The organism is Bradyrhizobium sp., from assembly GCF_030646015.1.
Taxonomy (GTDB): domain Bacteria; phylum Pseudomonadota; class Alphaproteobacteria; order Rhizobiales; family Xanthobacteraceae; genus Bradyrhizobium.
The window spans coordinates 1-15,727 of record NZ_JAUSLT010000198.1 but is presented as its reverse complement, the minus strand read 5'-3'; the positions used below and the strand labels follow the sequence as shown (position 1 = coordinate 15,727).

Here is a 15,727-nt window from a genome sequence, read left to right as displayed (position 1 = left end):
CGGCCGATGCTCGCGATCGTCGGCTCGCGCAACGCCTCCGGCGCCGGGCTGAAATTCGCCGGCACCCTGGCGCGCGACCTCTCGGACGCCGGGTTCGTCATCGTCTCGGGGCTGGCGCGCGGCATCGATCAGGCGGCGCATCGCGCCAGTCTTGCGGGCGGCACCGTGGCGGTATTGGCCGGCGGGCATGACCGGATCTATCCGCCCGAACACGAAGACCTGCTGGCGTCGTTGCTGGAGTCCGGCGGGGCGGCGATTTCCGAAATGCCGATGGGGCATGTGCCGCGCGCCCGCGATTTTCCACGGCGCAACCGGCTGATCTCGGGGGCGGCGCTCGGCGTCGTCGTGGTCGAGGCTGCGCTTCGCTCGGGATCACTGATCACGGCGCGGATCGCCGCCGAACAGGGCCGCGAGGTGTTCGCGGTGCCGGGCTCGCCGCTCGATCCGCGCGCCGCCGGCACCAACGACCTGATCAAACAGGGCGCGACGCTGACCACCGAGGCGTCCGACATCATCAGCGCCGTCGAGCCGATCATGGGACGTCCGCTGCAATTGCGTGAGCCGGACGACGAGCCGATTGATGTCGAACCCGAGGCGGGCGACCGCGCCCGCATCACCGCCCTGCTCGGTCCAACGCCCGTGCTGCTGGACGACCTGATCCGGATGGCCGGCGCCTCGCCGTCGGTGGTGCGCGCCGTGCTGCTGGAGCTTGAACTCGCCGGCCGCCTGGAGCGCCACGGCGGCGGGCTGGTGTCGATGATCTAGCCGCATCCCCTCACGACAGCTTCCTTTTGCTGCGCAGCCTCACCCGCTCCTCGGCTTCCAGTTGCGCCATGTCGAGCAGACGCACGAGGACGCCGAGCCGGTGGAGCCGCGCCAGCAGGGCCAGATCGGCGACGCTCTCCGCGATGAAGCTCGCGGCTTCATCCGGCCCGCCATCCCCCGGCGGATCATCTGATAGCAGGCCCTCGCCCCTGCCCGGGGGCAAGCGCGTCCGCCGGCGTCCTGTCCTGGTCAAAAAGTCACATCCACCCCCGTGTATCGTTACAATCTACACCCTCTGTGAGCGCAACTACAGGACGCATATTGCAACTCCCATGATAATTTAGCGGGCCCTTTTCCGGCGCTTTCCACATCAGTTCATTTGACAGGGGCGGCCTCACCACCCATGTTCGCTTCGAAACGGCCGACGCGAGTCTCGCGGAACCGGCCTTTATTTTCCCCGTAAGCCATTGGAATGACATGAATATCGTCATTGTCGAGTCGCCGGCGAAAGCCAAGACGATCAACAAATATTTGGGCGCCTCCTACGAGGTTCTGGCCTCGTTCGGCCATGTCCGCGATCTCCCGGCCAAGAACGGATCGGTCGATCCGGACGCCAACTTCCAGATGATCTGGGAGATCGACCCCAAGGCGGCCGGCCGGCTCAACGACATCGCCAAGGCACTCAAGGGCGCCGACAAACTGATCCTCGCAACCGACCCCGATCGCGAAGGCGAAGCGATCTCCTGGCACGTGCTCGAAGTGCTGAAGGAGAAGCGCGCGCTCAAGGACCACAAGATCGAACGCGTGGTGTTCAACGCCATCACCAAGCAGGCGGTGACCGAGGCAATGAAGAACCCGCGCCAGATCGATGGCGCGCTGGTCGACGCCTATATGGCGCGCCGCGCGCTGGACTATCTGGTCGGCTTTACGCTGTCGCCGGTGCTGTGGCGCAAACTGCCGGGCGCGCGCTCGGCGGGCCGCGTCCAGTCGGTGGCGCTGCGGCTGGTCTGCGACCGCGAGCTCGAAATCGAAAAATTCATTCCGCGCGAATACTGGTCGCTGGTCGCGACCCTGACGACGCCGCGCGGCGACGCCTTCGAGGCGCGGCTGATCGGCGCCGACGGCAAGAAGATCCAGCGCCTCGACATCGGCACCGGCGCGGAAGCCGAAGACCTCAAGAAGGCGATCGAATCCGCCAACTTCTCGGTTTCCACCGTCGAGGCAAAGCCGGCACGGCGCAATCCGCACGCGCCCTTCACCACCTCGACGCTGCAGCAGGAAGCCAGCCGCAAGATGGGCTTTGCGCCGGCGCACACCATGCGGATCGCGCAGCGGCTCTATGAGGGCATCGACATCGGCGGCGAGACCACCGGTCTCATTACCTATATGCGTACCGACGGCGTGCAGATCGACGGTTCGGCGATCACGCAGGCGCGCACCGTGATCGGCGAGGATTACGGCAAGGCCTATGTGCCGGAGACGCCGCGGCTGTACCAGACCAAGGCCAAGAACGCCCAGGAAGCGCACGAAGCCATCCGCCCCACCGATTTGTCGCGACGGCCCGCCGAGATGCGCCGCCGGCTCGATACCGACCAGGCAAGGCTCTATGAACTGATCTGGACCCGCACCATCGCCAGCCAGATGGAATCGGCGGAAATGGAACGCACCACCGTCGATATCGCCGCCAAGGCGGGCTCGCGCGTGCTGGAGCTGCGCGCCACCGGGCAGGTGATAAAATTCGACGGTTTCCTCGCGCTCTACCAGGAAGGCAAGGACGACGACGGCGACGACGAGGATTCGCGCCGCCTCCCCGCCATGAGCGAGGGCGAAGCGCTGAAGAAGCAGGACCTCGCCGTCACCCAGCACTTTACCGAGCCACCGCCGCGCTTCTCCGAAGCGTCACTCGTAAAACGCATGGAAGAGCTCGGTATCGGCCGTCCCTCGACCTATGCCTCGATCCTGCAGGTGCTGCGCGACCGCGGCTACGTCAAGCTCGAGAAGAAGCGCCTGCATGGCGAGGACAAGGGCCGCGTCGTGGTCGCGTTCCTGGAAAACTTCTTCGCCCGCTATGTCGAGTATGACTTCACCGCGGCGCTCGAAGAGCAGCTCGACCGCATCTCCAACAACGAGATTTCCTGGCAGCAGGTGCTGCAGGATTTCTGGACCGGCTTCATCGGCGCCGTCAACGAGATCAAGGATCTGCGGGTGACGCAGGTGCTGGACGCGCTCGACGACATGCTGGGACCGCACATCTATCCGGCGCGCGCCGATGGCGGCGATGTCCGACAATGCCCGACCTGCGGCACCGGCAAGCTCAACCTCAAGGCCGGTAAGTTCGGCGCCTTCGTCGGCTGCACCAATTATCCGGAGTGCCGCTACACCCGCCCGCTCGCGGCTGACTCTGAGGCCAGCGCCGACCGCCTGCTGGGCAAGGATCCCGAGACCGATCGCGGCGTATGGGTGAAGGCCGGCCGGTTCGGCCCCTACATCCAGCTCGGCGAGCCCAAAGATTATGCCGAAGGCGAGAAGCCGAAGCGCGCCGGTATTCCGAAGAACACCTCGCCCAGCGACGTCGAACTGGATCTGGCGCTAAAGCTGTTGTCGCTGCCGCGCGAGATCGGCAAGCATCCGGAGACCGGCGAGCCGATCACCGCGGGCCTCGGCCGCTTCGGACCGTTCGTGAAGCACGAAAAGACCTATGCCAGCCTCGAGGCCGGCGACGAGGTGTTTGATATCGGGCTCAACCGCGCGGTGACGCTGATCGCGGAAAAGATCCTGAAGGGCCCGAGCGGCCGCCGTTTCGGCGCCGATCCGGGCAAACCGCTGGGCGATCATCCGACCCTCGGCGGCGTCGCGGTCAAGAGCGGCCGTTATGGCGCCTATGTCACCTCGGGCGGCGTCAACGCCACCATCCCCAGCGACAAGACCCAGGAAACCATCACGCTGGAAGAAGCCATCGCGCTGATCGACGAACGCGTCGCCAAGGGCGGCGGCAAGCCGAAGCGCGGCGCCAAGAAGAAGGCGGCGCCCAAGAAAGCGGCGGTCAAGGCGGATGCCGATCCGAAGGCCCCAAAACCGGCCAAGAAGGCGGTCGCGAAGAAAGCCGCGGCCAAGCCGAAGTCCGATTCCGTCAGCAAGGCCCGCGCGCCGGTGACCCCGGCCGCCAAGACCTCCGCCGCCAAGCCGGCGCCGAAGACGCCGGCGAAGAAAGCCGCCGGCAAGGCCCGCGGCTAAGTGGCCAAGCAACGCGACAGCGGCTTTCCGGCACGGGACGCCATCGTCGCCTTCGTCCGCGCGCATCCGGGAACCGTCGGCACCCGCGAGATCGCGCGGGAATTCGGCCTGAAGAACGCCGACCGCGCCGAGCTGAAACGCATCCTGCGTGAACTCGCCGATGAAGGCGTGATCGAAAAGCGCGGCAAGAAGATCGCCGAGCCGGCCGCCCTGCCCGCCACCCTGATGGCCGACATCAGCGGCCGCGACGCCGATGGCGAGTTGATCGCGACGCCGACCGAATGGGACGAGGTCGAAAGCGGCGAGCCGCCGAAGATCCGCATCCATGTGCCCCGGCGGCCGCCGCCGGGCACCGCCGCCGGCGTCGGCGACCGCGCGCTGCTGCGGATCGAGAAACTCGACGATGCCGAAGGCGCGGTCTATCGCGCCCGCATCATCAAGGTGGTCGATCACGCCAAATCGCGCGTGCTCGGCATCTTCCGCGCCCTGCCCGATGGCGGCGGACGGCTGATCCCGGTCGACAAGAAGCAGGTCGGGCGTGAACTCAACATCGCCAGGGCCGACACCGGCGGCGCCGAGGACGGCGATCTCGTCAGCATCGAAATCGTGCGCTCGCGCGGCTTTGGCCTCGCCTCCGGCAAGGTCAAGGAGCGGCTCGGTTCGCTCGCTTCGGAGAAAGCGGTCAGCCTGATCGCGATTCACTCCCACGAGATTCCGCAGGCGTTTTCGCCCTCGGCTTTGCGCGACGCCGAAGCGGCAAAGCCCGCGACGCTGGCGGGGCGCGAAGACTGGCGCGAGCTGCCGCTGGTCACCATCGATCCGCCCGACGCCAAGGATCACGACGACGCCGTTCATGCCGAACTCGATCCCGATCCCGGCAACAAGGGCGGCTACATCGTCCATGTCGCGATCGCCGACGTCGCGTTCTATGTGCGGCCGGGTTCGGCGCTGGATCGCGACGCGCTGACGCGCGGCAATTCGGTGTATTTTCCGGATCGCGTGGTGCCGATGCTGCCGGAGCGGATCTCCAACGATCTCTGCTCGCTGGTGCCGGGCGAGCCGCGCGGCGCGCTGGCGGTGCGGATGGTGATCGGCGCCGACGGCCGCAAGCGCTCGCACAGCTTTCACCGCATCCTGATGCGCTCGGCGGCAAAACTGAATTACGCGCAGGCGCAGGCCGCGATCGACGGACGGCCCGACGACACCACCGGTCCGCTGCTCGATCCCATTCTAAAACCGCTCTACGACGCCTATGCCACCGTGAAGAAGGCGCGCGACGAACGCGATCCGCTCGATCTCGACATTCCCGAGCGCAAGATTCTGCTGAAACCCGACGGCACGGTCGACCGCGTGGTCGTGCCGGAGCGGCTCGACGCCCATAAGCTGATCGAGGAATTCATGATCCTCGCCAATGTCGCGGCGGCGGAAATGCTTGAAAAGAAGGCGCTGCCGCTAATCTACAGGGTGCACGATGAACCGACGCTGGAGAAAGTGCACAATCTTCAGGAGTTCCTGAAAACGCTCGATCTGCCGTTCGCCAAGAGCGGCGCGTTGCGTCCCTCGCTGTTCAATTACGTGCTGGCGCAGGTCAAGGGGCACGATGCCGAACTGCTGGTGAACGAAGTGGTGCTGCGCTCGCAATCCCAGGCCGAATACGCCGCCGAGAATTATGGCCATTTCGGCCTTAACCTGCGGCGCTATGCGCATTTCACCTCGCCGATCCGGCGCTACGCCGATCTCGTCGTGCACCGCGCCCTGATCCGCGGGCTCGGGCTCGGCGAAGGCGCGCTGCCGGAGACCGAGACGGTCGAGACGCTGAGCGAGGTCGCCGCCCAGATTTCCGTCACCGAGCGGCGCGCCATGAAGGCGGAACGCGAGACCGCCGACCGGCTGATCGCGCATTTTCTCGCCGACCGCATCGGGGCCACGTTCCAGGGTCGCATTTCCGGCGTCACCCGCTCCGGGCTGTTCGTCAAGCTCTCGGATACCGGTGCCGACGGCCTGATCCCGATCCGCACGCTGGGCACCGAATACTTCAATTATGACGAGACCCGCCACGCGCTGGTCGGCACACGCAGCGGTGCCATGCACCGGCTGGGGGACGTCGTCGACGTTCGTCTGGTAGAAGCAGCCCCAGTGGCAGGCGCGCTGCGCTTCGAGCTGCTGTCGGAAGGCACCGTCGCCCCGCGCGGACGCAGCAGGCGCCCCGGCGCCGGCGACACCATGAGAGCGAAGGCGAAGACGCATCCCGGCCGCAGCCCACGCAAGGGCAAAGGCAAAGACAAGGGAAAGTCGGGCAAATCGAAGAAGGGCAAGCCCTTCAAAGGATAGACCATGGAAACCATCACCGCGCATCCCAGAACCTGGACGCCGGAGCAGTCACCGGCCGCCAAGCGCGACGTGTGGACCGCCCTGAAGCGCGGCTTTCGCTGCCGCTGCCCGCGTTGCGGCGAGGGAAAACTGTTTCGCGCCTTCCTGAAGGTCGACGATCACTGTTCGGCTTGCGGGCTGGATTTCACGCCGCACCGTGCCGACGATCTTCCGGCCTATCTCGTCATCGTCATCGTCGGCCACATCGTGGTGCCGACCATCCTGTGGATCGAAACCGATTATGCGCCTTCGGTGCTGCTGCAGCTTTCGATCTATCTGCCGTTGACGCTGATCCTGTCGCTGCTGATGCTGCAACCGGTGAAGGGTGCGGTGGTCGGATTGCAGTGGGCGCTGCGCATGCACGGGTTTGACGAGAATGCGCCGGATGAGATATCGCCCGGCTAGCCAACAAGAAACGAAGAACAAGTGGGGATGGAATGACTGAAGCTGCTGCTGCCGTGGAACAGGGAAAAGAGGCCGACCATCACCCCTATTTCCGGCCGAAAGACGCCGCCACGCTGATCCTGGTCGATCGCAGCGCTGCCACCCCGAAAGTGCTGGTCGGCAAGCGCCACGACAAGGTGGTGTTCATGCCCGGCAAATTCGTGTTTCCCGGCGGCCGGGTCGACAAGTCGGACAACCGCGTGCCGGTGGCGGCGCCGATACCCAAGGCGCTCGAAGATAATCTGATGAAGGGCAGCCCGAAGATCACGCCGTCGCGGGCGCGCTCGCTGGCGATCGCCGCAATCCGCGAGGCCTGCGAGGAAACCGGGCTTTGCCTGGGCCGCAGGAACGATGGCAAGCCGCCGAAGCTTGAAGGCGCCTGGCAGGCGTTCACCGAAGCAGGCCTGCTGCCTGATCCCTCGGGACTGTTCCTGATCGCGCGCGCCATCACCCCGCCCGGCCGCGTCCGCCGCTTCGATACCAGGTTCTTCACCGCCGATGCCTCCGCCATCGCCCATCGCGTCGAGGGCGTGGTCCATGCCGAGGCCGAACTGGTCGAACTGGTATGGGTCGATCTCGGCTCCAAACATCTGGCCGACGCCCATCCGATGACGAAAAATGTCCTCAACGAACTGGAAAAGCGCCTCGCCACCGGCCCGCTCAGCCACGACGCGCCGGTGCCGTTCTTCCATTTCTACGGCAACAAGATGCAGAAGGACGTGCTGGGGGCGTGAGCTGGCCGCCGACCTCTCAACGTCATTGCGAGGAGCCCTTGCGACGAAGCAATCCATTCTTTCTTTGCTTGGATAGATGCATTGCTTCGCGGAGCCTGTCATCGGGCGGCGCTTCGCGCCGACCCGTTGGCTCGCAATGACGTTGAAACATCCCCCCAAGTGTCGCTCAATTCGCAAGAATCTTCTCACGCTCGCCTGATGCCTTTGCGAAAAGACATCCCTATCTCCTACCCAACAACAACCAACACGGAATGGGCGATGGCAAAACGTCAGTTGCGGCTCGGCGCGTTCATGCGGCCGGTCTCGATTCACACCGGCGCGTGGCGCTATCCCGGCGCCTGGCCGGACGCCAATTTCAATTTTTCGCATATCAAGAAGCTGATCCAGAAGCTGGAGGCCGGAAAGTTCGACGCCTTCTTCATGGCCGACCATCTCGCGGTGCTGAACATGCCGGTCAATGCGCTGAAGCGCAGCCACACCGTCACCTCGTTCGAGCCGTTCACGCTGTTGTCGGCACTGTCGGCCGTGACAGAACATATCGGGCTGATCGCGACGGGATCGACCACTTTCGATGAGCCCTACCATGTCGCCCGCCGCTTCGCCTCGCTCGACCACATCAGCAATGGCCGCGCCGGCTGGAACATCGTCACCACCTCCAACCCGGATGCGGCGCTGAATTTCGGGCTCGACGACCACATGGAGCATGCCGAGCGCTACAAGCGGGCGCGCGAATTCTACGATGTGGTGACCGGCCTGTGGGATTCCTTCGCCGACGACGCCTTTGTCCGCGACGTCGGGAGCGGGCTCTATTTCGATCCCGAAAAAATGCATGTGCTTGATCACAAGGGCAAATATCTCAGGGTACGCGGCCCCCTCAACATCGCCCGCCCGGTGCAGGGCTGGCCCGTGATCGTGCAGGCCGGCGCCTCCGAGGACGGCAGGCAACTCGCGGCGGAGACGGCGGAGGCCGTATTCACCGGCGGCGGCCCGCTCGCCGACGGCCAGAAACTCTACGCCGACATCAAGGGCCGCATGGACAGGCTCGGCCGCGACCGCAACCATTTGAAGATCCTGCCCGGCGCCTTCGTCGTGGTCGGCGACAGCGTCGAGGAGGCAAAAGAGAAACGCGCCTTGCTCGACAGCATGGTGCATTACGACAGCGCCATCGCCTCGCTGTCGGTCCAGCTCGGAACCGACGCATCCGGCTTCGATCCCGATGGACAACTGCCCGAGATCCCCGAAACTAACGCCAGCAAGAGCGGCCGCCAGCGGCTGGTCGACCTCGCCGCGCGGGGAAAACTCACGGTGCGGCAGCTGGCGCAGCGGGTCGGCGGCTATGGCGGACTTTCGTTCGTCGGCACGCCGGAAACCATCGCCGACCAGATGGAGCAATGGCTGACCACGGAAGGCTGCGACGGATTCAACATCATGTTCCCGTTCCTGCCCGCCGGGCTCGACGACTTCGTCGACAAGGTCGTGCCGGAACTGCAGAAGCGCGAAATCTTCCGGCGGGAGTATGAGGGCCGGACACTGCGGGAGAATTTGGGCCTGCCACGGCCGAAAAACCGGTTCTTCGAGGGTTAATGGACCGGAATCGGGCCGGTTTTCGCCTGCAAAACCTTGACTTTGGGCTGTCAGAAGCTAGGTTGCGCGGCAAATGCGGGCCTGATGGGCCGGCGTCCGATTCCAGACATCAAGGGTTCTAAACATGGCCAAAGCGGTCACCATCAAGGTCAAGCTCGTTTCCTCGGCGGATACCGGCTTTTATTACGTCGCCAAGAAGAATTCGCGCACCATGACCGACAAGCTGGTCAAGAAGAAGTACGACCCGGTCGCGCGCAAGCACGTCGAATTCCGCGAATCCAAGATCAAGTAACAATCGCGGGACGCTACTGACTTCGAACGGGGCCTCGCGGCCCCGTTTTCATTTGGTGAAGCGATATCCGCGATCCCATCATTTTCCCTGCCGGACCGGGCAACTCGACAAGCCGAACAGGGCATACGCCGGGCAAAAGCCGAACACGGCAGTCGCTATCGGCACGATCCCGATCCAGCCGACCCAATTCCAGCCGGTCTGGGGAAAGCCCAGCGGGATGGCAAACGCCAGCAGCACAATTCCGACGATGATACGCGCGACGCGATCAATCGATCCAACATTGCTCATGGTCTTTATCTTTCGTGGTTGAGGAGGATTTGGTGAAAAGCCGGCGTGGTCATTCGGCCGGCGCCAGGCGATTGCGCGGCCGCGCCGCCTCTCCCGACACGTCGCCGTCGACATCCGCGCCGAGGTCGTTGCGCCATGGCCGCGCCCGCTCGATCAGCGCCAGGATGACGACGATGACCGCGGCCAGCGCCAGCGCACCCTGCCAATAGGCAATGCCGGCCAGGTCGGTGAACAACAGCTTGGGCCCGGTGCCGATCAGCGACTTGGCCAGCCAGGGCTGGGCGTAGGAGAACGCCACCGCGCCGGCCAGGCCGCCGAACAGCGTGAAGATGGCGTCGCGATAGCCGACGCCGATCTGCGCCAGCGTGGTGCCGGGGCATGCACCCGCCAGCGCGATACCGGCGCCGAGGATCAGCCCGCCGACGATGTCGGCGGCGTAAAGCGCCGCCTTGGGCTGCAGCTTCACGAAACCGAATCCGTGCAGGAACGCCAGCACCACGGCGCCGGTCGCGACCGCCGTCAGAAACACCTTGAGCATGATCCAGTTGCGCAACTGCATCTGGCCGACGATCATTCCGGGCTCGAACACCCGCGATTTTTCCAGCGCGAAGCCGAACACGATTCCCATCAGCGCGCCGCTCAGAATTCCGACTGCAACGGACGACATGATCAACCCTCCCTTGTTAAATTCGACGCAGCAGCAACGAGGCCGTGACAATGCCGCCGGCAAACATCGCCGCGACCGCGACGGTGGACCCCACGGACAATTGCGCCATCCCCGACAGGCCGTGGCCGCTGGTGCAGCCGTCGGCGATCCGGGCCCCGAACAGCATCAGGAAGCCGGCGACGAACGCCACCGCGTAGCGCAGGCTGGAGGAGGATGAGCCGAGCGCCCTCGCCCAGATCGGCGAAATCGGCGCGCGGACCGCGCCCGACAGCTTCATCGATACGAAGGCGCCGAGCGCGATACCGATCACCAACGCGACCTGCCAGAGATTCTTGGCGTTCGCCGCAATATGCTTCGCCGCGTAGTCGATCTTGAGCAGCGAGGGATCGACCAGGCCGGCAATCGCCGCACCCACCGTGACATAGGAGGATGAAGCGCCGAGCGCGGTCTCGATGAGCAGGAATGCCGGTATTTGCAGCAGGCCTATCAGGATACCCGCGGCGTAGGGCGACCAGGCCTTGTCAAAGGGCGACATCGGTAACCTCCTCGATTATTATATTAGTGTTTTATAATATATTGAAGTGAAGCAGCGCCGGATTGATTTGAATCAATCTCGTGCCCGAACGCCGCGAATAGATCTGACACTGCGACGGCGAATTGACTCAGCTCCGAAGGCATCGCGTCATGGGCGAAACCATCATCGAAGGGCCGCTCTATGCGCCCCGCAAGAAGGTCTATCCGCAGGCCGTCCATGGCCGGTTCCGCCGGATCAAATGGACGCTGCTGATAGTAGGTCTGGCGGTCTATTACCTGCTGCCGTTCGTGCGCTGGGACCGCGGACCGGGCCTGCCCAACCAGGCGGTGCTGCTCGACCTGCCGAACCGCCGCTTCTATTTCTTCTTCATCGAGCTGTGGCCGCAGGAGGTCTATTACTTCACCGGCCTGCTGATCATCGCGGCGATGGTGCTGTTCCTGATGAACGCGGTCGCCGGCCGGATCTGGTGCGGCTATCTCTGTCCGCAGACCATCTGGACCGACCTGTTCTACGCCGTCGAGCGCTGGGTCGAGGGCGACCGCCGCGACCGCATCCTCAAGGACAAGCGCGGCTGGAACTTCCGGCATATTCGCGAGGTCGCCACCAAGCACTTCCTGTGGCTGATGATCGCCTGGTGGACCGGCGGCGCCTGGGTGCTGTATTTCGCCGATGCGCCGACGCTGGTGAAGGAACTCGCCACCCTGCAGGCGCCGTTCATCGCCTATCTCTGGATCGGCATCCTGACGGCGACCACCTATGTCTTTGCCGGCCACGCGCGCGAACAGGTCTGCATCTACATGTGCCCGTGGCCGCGCATCCAGGCGGCGCTGACCGATGAATGGGCGCTCAACGTCACCTACCGGCGCGACCGCGGCGAACCCCGTACCTCCGTCAAGAAAGCCGAGCAGTTGCGCCTTGCCGGCCAGCCCGCCGGCGACTGCATCGACTGCCACCAGTGCATCAACGTGTGCCCGACCGGCGTCGATATCCGCGACGGCATCCAGCTCGGCTGCATTCAATGCGGGCTGTGCATCGATGCCTGCGACGCGATCATGCTGCAGACCCACCGGCCGACCGGACTGATCGCCTACGATACCGACATCAACGCCGAGCGCCGCCTCGCCGGCAAGCCGCCGGTCTACCGCCTGATCCGGGCCCGCACCATTCTCTATGCCGCCATCATTGCCGTGGTCGGCGGCATCATGCTGTACACGCTGGCGACCCGCAGTTCGCTCGGCATCAGCGCGCTGCACGAGCGCAGTCCGTTGTTCGTCACGCTCGCCGACGGCAGCGTCCGCAACGATTATACCGTGCGCTTCCTCAACAAGGCCGGCGTTTCCCGCGCCTTCGCGCTGGAGCTAATCGGTCTTCCCGCCGCGGAGGTCCGCACCTCGGGGATCGAACGCGGCGCGGACGGCAAACTGATCATCGAGGTCGGACCGGACCAGACAAGGGAAGTCAGGGTGTCCGTCCAGGTGCCGGTGGCGAAACTGCCGAAGGAAGCAACCGACATCGAGTTCAGGGCTGCCGATGTCAAAACCGGCCTGTCAGCGTCGGTGCGCGACCATTTCGTGCCGGGCGGACGGTAGCCCGCACGCAACGGGCTCACGGTGCGACGGCTGACGCAACGTTTGCGGGCAGTCCCTACGCCGTCTTCAGCATCGGCGGCGCGCTCGGCCGTATCAGCGCGAACGCCACCTGGATGATGCCGCCGGCCAGACCCAGGGCCACGCCGATCCTCCACGCCATGGTGTAGGAGCCGAGCTGGTCGTACAGCAGGCCGCCGCCATAGGCGCCGAGGAAACTGCCGAGCTGATGGCTCATGAAGGCGAGCCCCTGGACCATCGCCTGCCATTGCAGCCCGAACATCTCGGCGACGGCGCCGGCGACCAGCGGACCGACGCCCATCCACAGGAATCCCATGAGCGCACCGAACAGCAGCGTCGAGGCCGGCGATGGCGGCAGCATGAAGTACCAGGCCAGAATCAGCGAACGCGCAATGTAGATGCCGCCGAGCAGCGCCAGCTTGTTCCAGCGCTGGCCGGCCCAGCCGAAGAACAGGCTGCCCAATACGTTGAAGCCGCCGATCATGCCCAGCGTCTGCGCGCTCAGCATCGGATCCATGCCGCAGATGGCGAGGTATGACGGCAGATGCGTGGTGAGAAACACCAGCTGCATGCCGCAGACGAAATAGGCCAGCGTCATCACCACGAACGACGCATTGCTGAACGCGATTTTCACCGCGACCGCAGCCGAGGTATCGGCGATGTCGTCGGGTCCCTTCGGCGGCAGCGGCACCTTGTCCACCCTGCCCGCATACCAGGCCGCCGGCAGCATGAAGAGCGACAGAATCACAAAACCCATCATGCCGGTGCGCCAGCCGAAACCTTCGTTGAGGAGCTGCCCGATCGGCGCCGACAGCAAGGCGCCGAGCGAGCCCGCCGCCGAGACGATGCCCATCACCGTGCTGCGGACCGCCGCCGGCACCGAGCGCGCCGCCACCGACATCGCGATCGCGGCTGCCGTGCACGCCAGCGACGTGCCGATCAGCACGCCGCCGCCGATCATCACAAAGAGCATGCCCTGTGCGGTCGCCAGCAGCGCGAGCCCGACGATGTAGAACAGCGAGCCGACCATCATGATCGGGCGAAAGCCGTAGCGAACGGTCATGGCGCCGGCCAGCGGCTGCAGGAAGCCCCAGGCGAGATTTTGCACCGCCAGCGCCAGCGTGAAATCGGATACCGAAATCTTGATGTCCTGGGTCAGGGGCTGCAGGAAAATGCCGAGGCTCTGGCGCAGGCCCATGCTCAAGGTGAGCATGATGGAAGCGCCGATCAGGATGGGCAACGTGGGACGCAGGATTTGCAGCAGGGACATTGTTGTTTTTCTCCCGTTGGGCCGCGGCCGCAATTTGCCGCCCTGCCGTCGCATCGGACTTGATTACACCGATCTGTGTAATTAATGTGGGAGCAGCCGGGCTGTCAAGGCAGCCGGAGAAAGGTTTTCTTCTCGATATGCCGCCACACGAAAAACCCACCATGAAACAGCGGATTCTCGAAACCGCTGACCTGTTGTTCTATCAGCGCGGCATTCGCGCGGTTGGCGTCGACACCATCGCCGCCGAAATCGGCATCAGCAAGCGCACGCTGTACAATCACTTTCCCTCCAAGGACGAATTGATCGCGGCCTACCTGGCGGGCCGCTTCACCAAGGCTCCTCCCTCCGACAAACCGCCGGTCGAACAGATCCTCGGCACCTTCGACCGGCTCGAGCGCGGTTTTGCGGCCAAGGGTTTTCGCGGCTGCCCGTTCGTCAACGCGGTCGCCGAACTCGGGGTAGAGGATCAGTCGGTCCGAAAAATCGCGGTCGCCTTCAAGGAAAGCCGAAGGCTCTGGTTTCGCGATTTGTTGAAGCAGCTCAAAGTCGCCGACGCCGAAGGTCTCGCGACCCAGCTGACGCTGCTGGTCGACGGCTCGATCGCGCAGGACCTCGTGCGTAACGACCCCTCGATGGCGCGCGCCGCGAAGGAAGCAGCGAAGGTGCTGCTGGCGAATGCGGGGGTGAAGGTGGATGGGGAGGAAAGCGCACCAGTCACCACTCCCTCGTCGTCCCCGCGAACGCGGGGACCCATACGCCGCGGCGGCGCGGCGTAAACTCGGTGGCTGTTGCAGAATCTCGTTTCACCCATAACCGCCGGTGGTGATGGGTCCCTGCGCCCCGTGCGCAATTGCGCACTAGGCAGGGACGACGGCGGAGAGAATTTAAGCCGCCGCCGAGACCACCCGGTTGCGCCCGTCATGCTTGGCCCGGTACAGCGCCGTATCCGCGCGTTTCAGCACATCCGCGACCGGCTCGCCCTTGTTTTCCAGCGTCGACAGCCCGATCGAGATCGTGACCTCGATGCGGTTTGCGCCCTTGTTGACCGCGAAGGGTTCGCCGGCGATCGAGCGGCGCAGCCGTTCGGCCACCATGCCCGCGACATGCAAATCGGTTTCCGGCATCACGATGACGAACTCCTCGCCGCCGTAGCGGCAGGCCAGATCGATGCCGCGGATCGACTTGCGGATCCGCACCGCGAATTCGCGCAGCACGTCGTCGCCAGCGTCGTGGCCGTAATTGTCGTTGATCGATTTGAAGAAATCGATGTCGAGCATCATCAGCGCCAGCGGCTTGCCGCGGCTCGCGGCCTGCTCGGCCAGCGCGCCGAGATGGCTTTCCATGTAGCGGCGGTTATGCAGGCCGGTCAGCGCATCGGTAATCGCCGCCTCGATCGAGTTCTGCATGTTGTCGCGCAGATGGTCGGTGTAACGCCGCTTGCGGATTTGCGTTCGCGCCCGCGCCAAAAGTTCGTTCTTGTCGACCGGGCGCAGCAAATAGTCGTTGACGCCGATCTCGAGCCCGCGCAGCAGCCGCGCATTGTTGTCGGCGTCGGCGATCGCCAGGATCGGCACCGACCGGGTGCGCTCCAGCGAGCGCGCCTGGCTGCACAGCCGCAGGCCGTCGAAATTATCAAGCCCGAGCGAGACGATCAGCAGGTCGTAATTGCCTTCGGCGGCATGAAACAGCGCTTCGGCCGGGTTGGCTTCGACGTCGACGGTGTGCTCGGTCGAGAGCACCGGCGCCAGCCGCTCATAGGATGACGGACGGTCGTCGACCAGCAGGATGCGGCCGCCCTTCCCGGTGTCGGCCACCGCACTGCGCTCCGGCGCCTGCACGCCGATCTCCAGCGAGGTGATGGCGCGCATGCGCAGCTCATCGGTCATCATCTTCAGACGGGTCAGCGACCGCACGCGGGCGATCAGCACGACGTCGGA

The 15,727-nt window shown here is 64.8% G+C and carries 15 protein-coding genes; 9 read left to right on the top strand and 6 right to left on the bottom strand.

Going from position 1 to position 15,727, the window contains the following annotated elements:
* Positions 1 to 765 (top strand): DNA-processing protein DprA (dprA, locus tag Q7T45_RS28135; RefSeq protein ID WP_304875391.1); only part of this gene is annotated, 765 nt, incomplete at its 5' end.
* A gap of 10 nt (positions 766 to 775) precedes the next feature.
* On the opposite strand, the gene Q7T45_RS28130 is transcribed toward dprA, so the two are convergent.
* A complete protein-coding gene (locus Q7T45_RS28130) occupies positions 776 to 988 on the bottom strand; it encodes a hypothetical protein (RefSeq protein ID WP_304875390.1) in 213 nt (70 codons plus the stop codon).
* Between the two features lie 254 nt (positions 989 to 1,242).
* Here Q7T45_RS28130 and topA point away from each other — a divergent pair, with 254 nt between their 5' ends.
* The 6 genes from topA (at position 1,243) to rpmG (ending at position 9,423) form a co-directional block, all read left to right on the top strand.
* Positions 1,243 to 3,999 (top strand): type I DNA topoisomerase, encoded by a 2,757-nt coding sequence (gene topA / locus Q7T45_RS28125; protein WP_304875389.1) that lies wholly within the window; start codon positions 1,243 to 1,245, stop codon positions 3,997 to 3,999.
* Positions 4,000 to 6,330, top strand: coding sequence for a ribonuclease R (gene rnr, locus Q7T45_RS28120; RefSeq protein WP_304875387.1), 2,331 nt, complete (start codon positions 4,000 to 4,002; stop codon positions 6,328 to 6,330).
* 3 nt (positions 6,331 to 6,333) lie between these two features.
* On the top strand, positions 6,334 to 6,774 hold the full coding sequence (locus Q7T45_RS28115; protein ID WP_304875385.1) for a DUF983 domain-containing protein: 441 nt from the start codon (positions 6,334 to 6,336) through the stop codon (positions 6,772 to 6,774).
* Positions 6,775 to 6,806: 32 nt separating this feature from the next.
* Positions 6,807 to 7,547, top strand: a complete 741-nt coding sequence (locus Q7T45_RS28110; RefSeq protein WP_304875383.1) for an NUDIX hydrolase — start codon at positions 6,807 to 6,809, stop codon at positions 7,545 to 7,547.
* Positions 7,548 to 7,805: 258 nt separating this feature from the next.
* A complete protein-coding gene (locus Q7T45_RS28105; protein ID WP_304875381.1) occupies positions 7,806 to 9,131 on the top strand; it encodes an LLM class flavin-dependent oxidoreductase in 1,326 nt (441 codons plus the stop codon).
* A 124-nt stretch (positions 9,132 to 9,255) separates the two neighbouring features.
* Positions 9,256 to 9,423: a 50S ribosomal protein L33 gene (gene rpmG / locus Q7T45_RS28100; RefSeq protein WP_045008041.1), complete on the top strand. Its 168-nt coding sequence runs from the start codon at positions 9,256 to 9,258 to the stop codon at positions 9,421 to 9,423.
* Between the two features lie 78 nt (positions 9,424 to 9,501).
* Here rpmG and Q7T45_RS28095 read toward each other — a convergent pair whose 3' ends face one another.
* From Q7T45_RS28095 to Q7T45_RS28085, 3 genes are read right to left on the bottom strand one after another with little or no spacing between them, the layout of a single operon-like run.
* Positions 9,502 to 9,711 carry a DUF2892 domain-containing protein gene (locus tag Q7T45_RS28095; protein ID WP_304875376.1) on the bottom strand — a complete coding sequence of 70 codons (210 nt, stop codon included), beginning with the start codon at positions 9,709 to 9,711 and terminating at the stop codon, positions 9,502 to 9,504.
* Between the two features lie 49 nt (positions 9,712 to 9,760).
* Positions 9,761 to 10,378: a YeeE/YedE thiosulfate transporter family protein gene (locus Q7T45_RS28090; protein ID WP_304875375.1), complete on the bottom strand. Its 618-nt coding sequence runs from the start codon at positions 10,376 to 10,378 to the stop codon at positions 9,761 to 9,763.
* Positions 10,379 to 10,394: 16 nt separating this feature from the next.
* Positions 10,395 to 10,913: a YeeE/YedE thiosulfate transporter family protein gene (locus Q7T45_RS28085; RefSeq protein WP_304875374.1), complete on the bottom strand. Its 519-nt coding sequence runs from the start codon at positions 10,911 to 10,913 to the stop codon at positions 10,395 to 10,397.
* Between the two features lie 149 nt (positions 10,914 to 11,062).
* Between Q7T45_RS28085 and ccoG the strand changes: the two genes are divergently transcribed.
* Positions 11,063 to 12,502: a cytochrome c oxidase accessory protein CcoG gene (gene ccoG, locus Q7T45_RS28080; RefSeq protein WP_304875373.1), complete on the top strand. Its 1,440-nt coding sequence runs from the start codon at positions 11,063 to 11,065 to the stop codon at positions 12,500 to 12,502.
* Positions 12,503 to 12,557: 55 nt separating this feature from the next.
* On the opposite strand, the gene Q7T45_RS28075 is transcribed toward ccoG, so the two are convergent.
* Positions 12,558 to 13,790 (bottom strand): MFS transporter, encoded by a 1,233-nt coding sequence (locus Q7T45_RS28075; protein WP_304875372.1) that lies wholly within the window; start codon positions 13,788 to 13,790, stop codon positions 12,558 to 12,560.
* A 161-nt stretch (positions 13,791 to 13,951) separates the two neighbouring features.
* Between Q7T45_RS28075 and Q7T45_RS28070 the strand changes: the two genes are divergently transcribed.
* Positions 13,952 to 14,566 carry a TetR/AcrR family transcriptional regulator gene (locus Q7T45_RS28070; protein ID WP_304875371.1) on the top strand — a complete coding sequence of 205 codons (615 nt, stop codon included), beginning with the start codon at positions 13,952 to 13,954 and terminating at the stop codon, positions 14,564 to 14,566.
* Between the two features lie 108 nt (positions 14,567 to 14,674).
* On the opposite strand, the gene Q7T45_RS28065 is transcribed toward Q7T45_RS28070, so the two are convergent.
* Positions 14,675 to 15,727 (bottom strand): PleD family two-component system response regulator (locus tag Q7T45_RS28065; protein WP_304875370.1); only part of this gene is annotated, 1,053 nt, incomplete at its 5' end.

What these genes read in the sequence shown, in the direction of transcription:
- Q7T45_RS28070 (WP_304875371.1), top strand. Translation starts at nt 13,952, where the DNA reads ATGAAACAGCGGATTCTCGAAACCGCTGACCTGTTGTTCTATCAGCGC.
- Q7T45_RS28075 (WP_304875372.1), bottom strand. Translation starts at nt 13,790, where the DNA reads ATGTCCCTGCTGCAAATCCTGCGTCCCACGTTGCCCATCCTGATCGGC.
- Q7T45_RS28115 (WP_304875385.1), top strand. Translation starts at nt 6,334, where the DNA reads ATGGAAACCATCACCGCGCATCCCAGAACCTGGACGCCGGAGCAGTCA.
- rpmG (WP_045008041.1), top strand. Translation starts at nt 9,256, where the DNA reads ATGGCCAAAGCGGTCACCATCAAGGTCAAGCTCGTTTCCTCGGCGGAT.
- Q7T45_RS28105 (WP_304875381.1), top strand. Translation starts at nt 7,806, where the DNA reads ATGGCAAAACGTCAGTTGCGGCTCGGCGCGTTCATGCGGCCGGTCTCG.
- ccoG (WP_304875373.1), top strand. Translation starts at nt 11,063, where the DNA reads ATGGGCGAAACCATCATCGAAGGGCCGCTCTATGCGCCCCGCAAGAAG.
- Q7T45_RS28110 (WP_304875383.1), top strand. Translation starts at nt 6,807, where the DNA reads ATGACTGAAGCTGCTGCTGCCGTGGAACAGGGAAAAGAGGCCGACCAT.
- topA (WP_304875389.1), top strand. Translation starts at nt 1,243, where the DNA reads ATGAATATCGTCATTGTCGAGTCGCCGGCGAAAGCCAAGACGATCAAC.
- Q7T45_RS28095 (WP_304875376.1), bottom strand. Translation starts at nt 9,711, where the DNA reads ATGAGCAATGTTGGATCGATTGATCGCGTCGCGCGTATCATCGTCGGA.
- Q7T45_RS28090 (WP_304875375.1), bottom strand. Translation starts at nt 10,378, where the DNA reads ATGTCGTCCGTTGCAGTCGGAATTCTGAGCGGCGCGCTGATGGGAATC.
- Q7T45_RS28085 (WP_304875374.1), bottom strand. Translation starts at nt 10,913, where the DNA reads ATGTCGCCCTTTGACAAGGCCTGGTCGCCCTACGCCGCGGGTATCCTG.